The sequence below is a fragment of the Clostridioides sp. GD02377 genome, from assembly GCF_045899875.1.
Taxonomy (GTDB): domain Bacteria; phylum Bacillota; class Clostridia; order Peptostreptococcales; family Peptostreptococcaceae; genus Clostridioides; species Clostridioides difficile_A.
This window is the reverse complement of the sequence record NZ_JBJODA010000018.1, coordinates 105228-115231: the sequence shown is the minus strand read 5'-3', so window position 1 is coordinate 115231 and position 10004 is coordinate 105228. Positions and strand designations below refer to the sequence as shown.

Annotated in this window: 10 protein-coding genes and 1 pseudogene; all 11 read left to right on the top strand. The window is 28.7% G+C overall.

Going from position 1 to position 10004, the window contains the following annotated elements; all coding sequences use genetic code 11:
- A pseudogene (locus Q3304_RS16000) lies at nucleotides 1–444 on the top strand (bacitracin ABC transporter ATP-binding protein); the annotation flags it as partial.
- On the top strand, nucleotides 444–1205 hold the full coding sequence (locus Q3304_RS15995; RefSeq protein WP_054275910.1) for an ABC transporter permease: 762 nt from the start codon (nucleotides 444–446) through the stop codon (nucleotides 1203–1205). The pseudogene Q3304_RS16000 and the gene Q3304_RS15995, both read left to right, overlap by 1 nt.
- Nucleotides 1206–1216: 11 nt before the next feature.
- Nucleotides 1217–1954, top strand: a complete 738-nt coding sequence (locus Q3304_RS15990) for an ABC transporter permease (RefSeq protein WP_407811867.1) — start codon at nucleotides 1217–1219, stop codon at nucleotides 1952–1954.
- Nucleotides 1955–2274: 320 nt separating this feature from the next.
- Entirely contained in the window at nucleotides 2275–2451 is a 177-nt protein-coding gene (locus Q3304_RS15985) for a hypothetical protein (protein ID WP_153885125.1), read from the top strand.
- Between the two features lie 78 nt (nucleotides 2452–2529).
- A complete protein-coding gene (locus tag Q3304_RS15980) occupies nucleotides 2530–3237 on the top strand; it encodes a hypothetical protein (RefSeq protein WP_407814970.1) in 708 nt (235 codons plus the stop codon).
- A gap of 396 nt (nucleotides 3238–3633) precedes the next feature.
- Complete coding sequence (locus Q3304_RS15975) at nucleotides 3634–4146, top strand: GNAT family N-acetyltransferase (RefSeq protein ID WP_243194005.1); 513 nt, start codon at nucleotides 3634–3636, stop codon at nucleotides 4144–4146.
- 131 nt (nucleotides 4147–4277) lie between these two features.
- A complete protein-coding gene (locus Q3304_RS15970; protein ID WP_407814969.1) occupies nucleotides 4278–4547 on the top strand; it encodes a DUF3795 domain-containing protein in 270 nt (89 codons plus the stop codon).
- 1008 nt (nucleotides 4548–5555) lie between these two features.
- Nucleotides 5556–6968 carry a DASS family sodium-coupled anion symporter gene (locus tag Q3304_RS15965; RefSeq protein WP_407814968.1) on the top strand — a complete coding sequence of 471 codons (1413 nt, stop codon included), beginning with the start codon at nucleotides 5556–5558 and terminating at the stop codon, nucleotides 6966–6968.
- A gap of 36 nt (nucleotides 6969–7004) precedes the next feature.
- Nucleotides 7005–8144 carry an amidohydrolase family protein gene (locus tag Q3304_RS15960; protein WP_407814967.1) on the top strand — a complete coding sequence of 380 codons (1140 nt, stop codon included), beginning with the start codon at nucleotides 7005–7007 and terminating at the stop codon, nucleotides 8142–8144.
- A 14-nt stretch (nucleotides 8145–8158) separates the two neighbouring features.
- Nucleotides 8159–9142: a hydroxyacid dehydrogenase gene (locus tag Q3304_RS15955; RefSeq protein ID WP_407814966.1), complete on the top strand. Its 984-nt coding sequence runs from the start codon at nucleotides 8159–8161 to the stop codon at nucleotides 9140–9142.
- A 33-nt stretch (nucleotides 9143–9175) separates the two neighbouring features.
- On the top strand, nucleotides 9176–9874 hold the full coding sequence (locus Q3304_RS15950) for an RraA family protein (RefSeq protein WP_054269188.1): 699 nt from the start codon (nucleotides 9176–9178) through the stop codon (nucleotides 9872–9874).
- The last annotated feature ends 130 nt before the right edge of the window (nucleotides 9875–10004 follow it).

The following is a 10004-nucleotide window of genomic DNA, read 5'->3' as shown; positions in this document are numbered from 1 at the left end:
GAACCTACAAATGGGCTTGACCCAGCAGGAATTGAAGAGATTAGAGAATTAATAAAGTCACTTCCAGAAAAATATGGTATGACAGTTCTAATCTCTAGCCATCTTTTGAGTGAAATTGACCAGATTGCAACATCAATAGGAATAATAAATCATGGTGAACTTGTTTTTCAAGATAGCATAAAAGAACTTCATGATAGAGGTCAAAGTCATATCGCTATCAAAACACAAAACCTTATATCTTCACAGAAATTATTGAACAATAAAGGATATATGTCGCTTATACAAAACGGATACTTGACTATTGAAAATTTAAACGACTCAGATGTAGCTAAAGTAAATAACATACTTGTCAATTCAAATATTGATGTATTCAGAATAGAAGAACATAAAAAGAGCTTAGAAGATATATTCCTAGAACTTACTGGTAAGGCGGTGACTTTATAATGAAATATCTTGGTCTAGAGTTTTACAAACTTAGAAGAAAGAAACTTTTTCTTATGACATTTTTATTTGTAGTTGTTGAAATATTGTGGTGTATTATGAACTCAAATAGAACCATTACACGTAATCCAGATATGTTAAGTGGATTTGAATATTCATATATTATCATGAATTTTGTAACTCTAAATGGCTTATTCTTTCCTATTTTAATATCAATAATTACATCACGCATAAGTGATATAGAGCATAAAGGAGATACGTGGAAACTTCTAAAATCTTCTGTAGCTCCTTTAAATAGTATCTATTTCTCTAAATTCTTATGCACTACTATCTTAATATCTGTATCTGTGTTAATGCAATTGTTATCTATTATACTATTTGGATGTTTTAGAGATATGATTGAACCCTTCTCTTTAATTTTACTTCTAAAATATACATTTGGAACAATACTTGTAAGTACTGCTATAATCGCACTACACCTGTGGATTGCAACTGTAATTCCAAATCAAATGATTGCAATTACATTTGGTATGGTAGGTAGTTTTATAGGTTTAACATCAGGACTATTTTATCAAGGTATTCGTAGATTATTTATATGGTCTTATTACTTGGAATTGTCACCTTTAAACTATGCATATGATAATGCCAGTGGACCATCCGTCTACAGAATTGATATGAATCTTTTAATTACTATTATAATCTTCTTAATTGGAATGTTAATTTATTATATTGGAAGAAATCATCTATTAAAAAAAGAATTATAGGAGGGGTTTAAATGTTAAGGAAAGCAGTCTTGGGAGAAATCCTAAAGTTAAAAAATTCTTTTATATGGTATGTATTGATAGCTTTACCACTTATAAGTGTCTTAATTGGTTGTGGTAATTTTTATCTAAATCAAGGTATTCTTACAAAACAATGGTATAGCTTATGGACTCAAGTTAGTCTTTTTTATGGGGAATTTTTCTTTCCTATCTTAATAGCAATCTTTTGTGCATATATTTGTAGGCTTGAACATATGAATCATAACTGGAACAATATAATGACATTACCAATCAATCTAAAAAATATATTTTTATCTAAGCTTGCAGTAATTTCAGTACTTACGGCTATTACACAAATTGTTTTTGTTATCTTTTATATAGTTGCAGGAAATATGTTTGCTTTTCCTGATAGTATCCCTAAAGAACTTACTGGTTGGATTGTTAAAGGTTGGATTATTTCTATTTCAATAGCTTCTATACAGCTATATATGTCTATTAAGATTAGAAGTTTTGCAACTCCTATTGGAATTAGCCTTTGTCTTTCTTTATTTGGTATGGGGTTACTGATAGCTAAGCCTTCTATTGGTATCTTTTTCCCTTACTCTATGCTAGGAAGTGCAATGGGAATTATAAAGCAGTCTGCTTTAAGTATTAATGATACTATGGTTTCAATATTTGTTGCATTCATTACTACTCTAGTATTTTCTGAAATTGCCAATAGAAATTTTAAGAAAAATGATGTCATTTCTTAATGGTCAATATATTAGAATCAAATATATTAATAATAAGGATTTATAATAAAAACCATCTATTAAAATTCAAATATTTATTTTACCTAATTATATTTGAATTATAATTAGATGGTTTACTTATTATATATTATATTTATTTATATATTGTATATTTATTTTTGTAAAGTAATTATTATCTTAAGGTTATATAATCTTATTTTTTATCGTGATTATTTGTATGTCACCTTAAAATATTTAGTGTTAGAAAATGACTTTCATCATGTAATATGGTAAAATACAGGAGAAGCCTATATATATTTTTATGAGGAGGGCATATAAATATGTTTGCATTTGGATTTAATTTAGTAATCCTTTTATTAGTACTACTGTTAACAGTAGGTATATTTGTGGGTATTATAAAAAAAAATAAGCCAATATTAGTTACATCATCAGTTACTTTATCAATAATACTTATTACTATAATTGTAATCTGGAATCTAATTCCCGATACATGGTAATAGGCTTATTTACATAATTATAATTTAGACATAATTATATAACTCGCAAAGAGTTTTAATATTGTTTGGAGGCAATTAATGAATACTATAGATTATGAAGATAAGCAAATAACAACACTTTGGAATGAATATGCAAACACAAGAAATAGTGGCCTTAAGAAGTTAGCAAACAAAAAGCTAGACCTTATGATTGAGTACATATTGACATTACCTGAAATTAAACAGAAACACTTTATTACATATATTTGCAAAGAACGTTTTGATAAGAATAATATAAAAACATTCCAGCAACCTCTAGTTGTTAAGTTGATTTTTCCAATAGTCAAAGAGGCTATTTTAAATGAGGAGATGCCTTTTCTTAGATGGGGATACCAGTTAGATATTCCTATTTCTTTGAATAGTGAAGAATATATATACTACTCTTCTGAAAACATGTTAAAAGATGCTTTAAAGTTAGATAGTAAAGATATTAAATCCGTAGAATTATTATTAAATAAGTATATAGATGAACTATGGTTTGCTTCTCATCATATACAAGAAAGCGTTATTTTAAGTACTAAAGCAAATATTAAGTATGATTTAGATGAGATGGACAAGTTACTTACAAAGTATGAAGAAAACTTAGATTCATATAGTGAATACTTAAAGGAAAAGACTTATTATCAAGAGTTGTATAACTTATGGTTTCAATATGATGAAACCGATAAAGATATTTCATTCCCTGAGTGGTTAGAAGTTAGAGGATATAATTATTCTTGGTGTAATGTCTTTTATTATAAAAAATAATATATACTTACTACTCTACTACTTATTTAGATGTTATGTGTTTTTTATTTAATAATTATGTACCTATCAGTTAAAGGCTATATGTTTTTTATCTAATAGTTATATGTATGTTATTTAAAAGTTGTGTGCTTTTTATTTAAGAATAATACGTATGTTATTTAAAAACTATATGCTTGATATTTAAGAATAATACGTATGTTATTTAAAAACTATATGCTTGATATACTTAAAGGTATAAATGTACATAATAATATTATTATTTAAATTTATTTAATAATATACTAAAGATTTAGTGTGAAACTAACTATTATATTATATAATGAAAGTTAATTAAATATAGCTAAAAAATTATTGAATATAGTAAATAAATATTTGACCTTGAGAGGTGTAATTAAAATGATAATTAGACAGGAAAAAGAAAGTGATAAAAGTAAAGTGTATGATGTTATTAAGTCTGCCTTTGAAAATGAAGAAGTTTCTGACCATGATGAGCATAATCTTGTTAATCGTTTAAGAAATAGCGATAACTTTGTTCCAGAACTTTCAATAGTAGCTGAGTATGATGGAGATATAGTTGGTCATATCTTATTTACAGAAATAAAAGTTGGAAATGATGTACTTTTAACATTAGCACCTGTATCGGTTTCTCCTAGCATGCAAGGTAAAAAAATCGGTACAAAGCTAATTGAAGAAGGACATAAAATAGCAAAGGAAAAAGGATATAGAGGTTGTGTTGTCTTAGGTCATGACAAGTATTATCCTAAATTTGGTTATCAGGTAGCAAGTAAATTTAATATAATGGCTCCATTTGAAGTACCAGATGAAAACTTCATGGCTATAGAATTATTAGAAGGTGGGTTTAAAGGAGTCTCTGGTGTTGTAGAATATGCAAAAGAATTTTTTGAATAGTCTTTATAATTTAGTATAGCAAATACAATAACTTTATGTGTGATATTTAGATGACTCAAAATCAATTATTTGAAGCTACAGAGTCATCTAAATTTATTTTATAATACTAGTACTAGAAAGGATGTTTGAATATGTTTGAATCAAGATGTGGTGTCTGTTGTAACAGTTGTACAAGAAAAGAACAAGTAAATTGCACTGGCTGTCCAAATATGGAAAAGCCATTTTGGGGTGGAGAATGTAAGGTTAAAACTTGTTGTGAAGATAAGAAGCTTAATCATTGTGGTGAATGTGACACTTTCCCTTGTGATATGCTTTTAAATAAGGGTAAATACCAAGGTTTCGACCCTATGATAAATATTGAACAGTGCAGAAAATGGCTTGAAGAAGCAGTTTCTAATTAATTATCTCAATCTATTTTGTTGAATAGTATATTTAACTAGATGGATAGATATTTAGATTGATAGATTTACATAAAATTTACAACTAAGAAAGAGTTAAATATTCGTTCTTATCAATATCTAAAACGGATTTTTAACTCTTTTATTGATTTTTAAATTTTTAAAAGTTTTTTTAATCTTTCCAATACCACCACTTTAATTTTTCTGATTCTGGATTTTCAGTTACTTTCCCTACCCCTGGAATTTTTTGTAACTCACCCATAATACACCATCTTTCTGAAGTTTACTCTTCATATAAAATTTTCAGTCTCTAAAAGTTTTTCACTATTCTTTTTTTTAAGAAAATATCTTCCAGAGCATCCCATTATGTAACATTTTGATTCCATAAAATCTTCATAAGATTTACCCATATATTTTAAATTTTTTCTACTTTATCATATTATATTTATTGTATCATATTAATGATTTCCCTTAATAAATATATCTCAGTATTATTATTTATCAGCCTTCTTTCAACGACTTATGCACCTTATAATCTTTAAAACCACATTTCTAAAGTCCTCTTCCCTATTTATCCAAACTACATTTTCTTATTTATTTCTAAAGATAGTATATAGATATTCTTTTTCTAACTTATATAGTGATACGTGTAACTATTTATACAATTATATATATAATAAAATTTAGATTTAATGTTTTCTTTAATTGTCACATATTATTTATGTCTTTGTTTAAAGATATACTTTGTATCGTTTTATTAATAATTGAAATATTACATTTCATTTTAGAACTATTGTATTTCATTTTGAAATGCAACATCGTAAAATAAAGCACTACTACTGATACTATCTAAGAAAAGGTTTTTATAAATTCTTATTGAATCGATTCGATTCTCAATTAAATCGTAATAAATTACACAAAAAAATAAAAAAATAGTATTAATCTGAAAAGTTGGCATATTTTGTGCTTTTATAACTTAGTATAAATCTAAAATCAAATAAGGAGAAAAAAATGAATAAAAAACAGTTGATGAAATTCTTACTTGTTGCAGCTATACCAATAATCGTATGGAGCTTACCTGCACCACAAGGATTAAAAAAAGAAACTTGGGATATTGTTGCTTTATATCTAGGTTTACTAGCAGGTCTTGTTATTAAACCATTTAAAGAACCAATCATCACTTTAATCATTGTAGGTGTAGCACTTATGTTTATGGACGAGTCAATACTACTTCATGGATATTCAGATAAGATGACTTGGTTTTTAGTTGTTGTAACTATTGTTTGTACAGCTTTTGTAAAGACAGGATTAGGAAAACGTATGGCATATAACCTTTTACTAAGAGCAGGAGATTCTACCTTAGGGCTTGGATACCTAATGATGATAAGTGATTTAATACTTAGCCCTGCTACAGGTTCAAATTCATCTAGAACAACTATTATATACCCTATATTTAGAAATATAGCAGAAGGTGCAGGTTCTAAACCTGATGATGAGCCTAAAAAATTAGGTGCATATTTAACAGTATTAACATATGTAGTATCTCAAGGGACAGCAGCATTATTTTTGACAGGTATGGCAACCAATGCGATAACAGTTTCTTTGGCATCAAGTATGTTAGGTGTTAACTTAACTTGGGGAACTTGGTTTATGGCATCAGTCGTACCAGCAGGTTTATTCTTACTAGTAGCACCACTTATAGTATATAAGATATACAAACCAGGTTTAACTCATTTAACAGATATTAAACCACAGATAAGAAAAGATTTGGAATCATTAGGTACTATTACAAAACAGGAAAAGATACTAGTTGTATTCTTTATTCTTGCAATTCTTGGATGGATGTTTGGTGAAAAAATACCTTTTATAAACTTAAATATGCAGGTAGTAGGATTTGTATTCTTAGCATTAGTCCTTATAGCAGGTATTTTAGATTGGGATGATGTTATTGGTGCTAAAGGAGCATGGAATGTATTTATATGGTATGGTGCATTTTATGGTATTGCCGGTTCATTAGCTGATGCAGGGTTTTACAATTGGTTAGCTGATAAATTGGGTACTGTACTTAATCTATCAGATGTAAATGGATTATTAGTTACAATAGTTCTATTATTAGTAAGTTTAGCAGTTAGATACTTCTTTGTATCAAATAGTGCTTTTGTAGCATCTTTTTATCCTGTACTATTTGCAATAGTTTTATCTACTAAAGCAAACCCAATGATAGTTACATTATTATTAGCATTCTTTGCAAGTTATGGAGCTTTATTGACTCATTATGGAAATGGAGCTGGTCTTATAGCCTTTGCATCAGGATATGTATCTCAAAAAGACTTCTGGAAAGTAGGTACTATCATGGTAATGGTTGCATTAGCAATATTCTTAGTAATAGGTTTACCTTACTGGAAAATAATTGGATTATGGTAAGTACACATTAAATTTATATATTGGAGATGAATAATTATGCTAGATTTACTTATTGTAAATGGTCATGTAATAGACCCTAAAAACAATGTAAATGGAAATAAAACAATTGCTATATACAACGGAAAAGTAACTGAATATAAACATGGTGATAAAGCAAAACACACAATAGATGCAAGAGGTAAATTTGTTTTTCCTGGGTTGATTGATGCACATCCTCATATGTTTGCAGATGGAACTGAAATTGGCATATATCCAGATAGTACATATCTTCCAACAGGTGTTACTAGTGCAATTGATTGTTCAGCAGGAGTAGCAAATTACCAACTATTTAAATCTTCAATTGTAGCTAGAAGTAAAGTTAATATAAAAAGTTTCTTGCAAGTTTGCTCAGCAGGTTTGGTAACTACTAGCTACCATGAATGTATTGACCCAAAATATTTTAATCATGAAAAAATAGAACGAATATACAATGAAAATAAAGATAATATATTAGGTCTAAAAATAAGATTAAGTGAAAATTTAGTAGAAGGTCTAGGAATAGAACCATTAAAAGAAACTATTAAAATAGCTGAAAAAATAGGATGTCCTGTTGAAGTTCATTGTACAAATTTACCAGTTCCTACAGAAGAAGTATTAAACATATTAAGACCAGGAGATATATTTGAACATGTATATCAAGGCGTTCAAAATACTATCCTCGACTCAGATGGAAATTTATATGAATGTGTGAAGAAAGCAAGGGAAAGAGGAATCATATTTGATACAGGAGAAGGTCGAAAACATGGGGATTTTGAAGTCATGTTAAAAGCAAAGGAACAAGGGTTTATAGCTGATATTTGTAGCACAGATTTGGTGTTGGCAAGCATGTTTAGAAGACCTATATTCTCTCTGCCAAACCTTATGTCTAGATACATATGTATGGGAATAAGTCTATATGATGTTGTAAAAATGACAACACAGAATCCAGCTAAACTTATGAAAATGGAAAATCAGATAGGATGCTTATCAGAAGGTGCAAATGCAGATGTAGCAATATTTGACATCATGAATATTAAACAAATTTATACAGATTGGAAAGGTAGTAAATTCGAGGCAGATAAATTATTAAAAACAGAAATGACCATAAAAGATGGATTTATAGTATATTGTGCCCCAGATTACATATATGAAAATTAATTAGGAGGAAGAAAATGGGTTGGAAAATATTATTACCACAAGAAATAATGCAAGAAGGAAGAGATTACTTAGAAGGTAGAGGACATGAACTAATAACTGGTTCAGGTATGGATACTAAAGATATAATAAATGATATAAAAGGTATTGATGCAATTATAGTTAGGTTATCTAAAATAACAAGAGAGGTATTTGAAGCTGCTGATAACTTAAAAGTAATAGTACGTCATGGTGCAGGATTTGATACTGTAGACTTGGAAGCTGCAAAAGAATTTGGTGTTCAAGTATTGTATTGTCCAGTAGCAAATAGTACTTCTGTTGCAGAGGTAACACTAATGTATATGTTATATTGCTCTAGAAATTATACAAAAGTAAGAAAAAGCTTTATAGAGGACTATTATAAAGCTAAATTAAGAACTCCTAAATGTGAGCTTGATGGAAAAACTGTAGGAATTATTGGATGTGGAAACATAGGTTCAAGAGTTGCTAAGATGTGTATGGATGGATTTAATATGAAAGTGGTTGCATATGACCCATATAAATCATCTAAAGATTTCCCAAAAGGCATAGAAGTAACTAGGGATATAGACAAGATATATAAAGAAAGTGATTTTGTTTCTGTTCACTGTCCAACAACTTCTATTACTAAAAACTTTATAGGAAAAGAACAGTTTAATATGATGAAAGAAACAGCGTTTTTTATAAATTCAGCAAGAGGAAGTGTTGTAGATGAACAAGCCTTATATGAAGCATGTAGAGATAATATTATAGCAGGCGCTGGTTTAGATGTATTACAACAAGAACCAGTTGATTCAAAAAATCCTATATTGTATTTAGATAATGTTGTGGTATCTCCTCATATAGGAGCAGCAACTAAAGAAGCTACTAATAGAGCCTCTTTACACTCTGCAATTGGAGTTAATGAAGTATTTGAAGGTAAAAATCCTACATGGCCAGTAAAATCAATAGATTGGGATAATGCAACTATATACAATGATTAGTAAACAATAAACACTTATTAGGAGGAATTTAAAATGACAATAGGAAATAGAGTATATTTAAAAAGAGACTTACCAGATAAAGAACTTGTAAAAAGATTCAGTGTATTACCAGCAGCAAATGTGGGAGATTGCATGTATAGGTCAAGTGCATTAAGTTCAGAAATAAAGTTAATGTCTTCACCACAAAACAAAATGTGTGGAGTTGCATTAACAGTAAAATCAAGACCAGGAGATAATTTAATGCTTCATCAAGCTCTTAATATAGCTCAAGAGGGAGATATAATAATACTATCTAATAATGGAGATAGAACACAAGCTATTATGGGAGAGATAATGTACAAATATCTTGCAGATTTCAAAAAAGTAGCTGGAATAGTAATAGATGGTCCAATAAGAGATATTGATGTTATATCAAAGTCTAATTGTCCAATATATGCTACAGGAACTACTCCAGGTGGTCCATATAAAGAAGGTCCTGGTGAGGTAAATGTTCCTATATCTATAGGTGGGATTGCTGTTAATCCAGGTGATATAATACTGGGAGACCAAGATGGTGTAATCGTAATTCCTAAAAATGATGCAGTAGACCTTATTGAGAAAGCAGAAGCAAATGCTCAGCAAGACCATGCTAAGGTGGTAAAGGCTTCTGAAGGAACTGCAAATAGAGATTGGGTAAAAGAAACGTTAGAAAAAAAAGGTGTAGAAATTATAGATGATGTTTACAGAGCATAATAATAAATGACCTCTACTCTATATCTATAAAATATTTATACATATAAATTTCAAAATACGATTAACTATCAATTTAGTTAATCGTATTTTTATTTTATTTAATTATTATTTTACTTATAAAATACTAGTA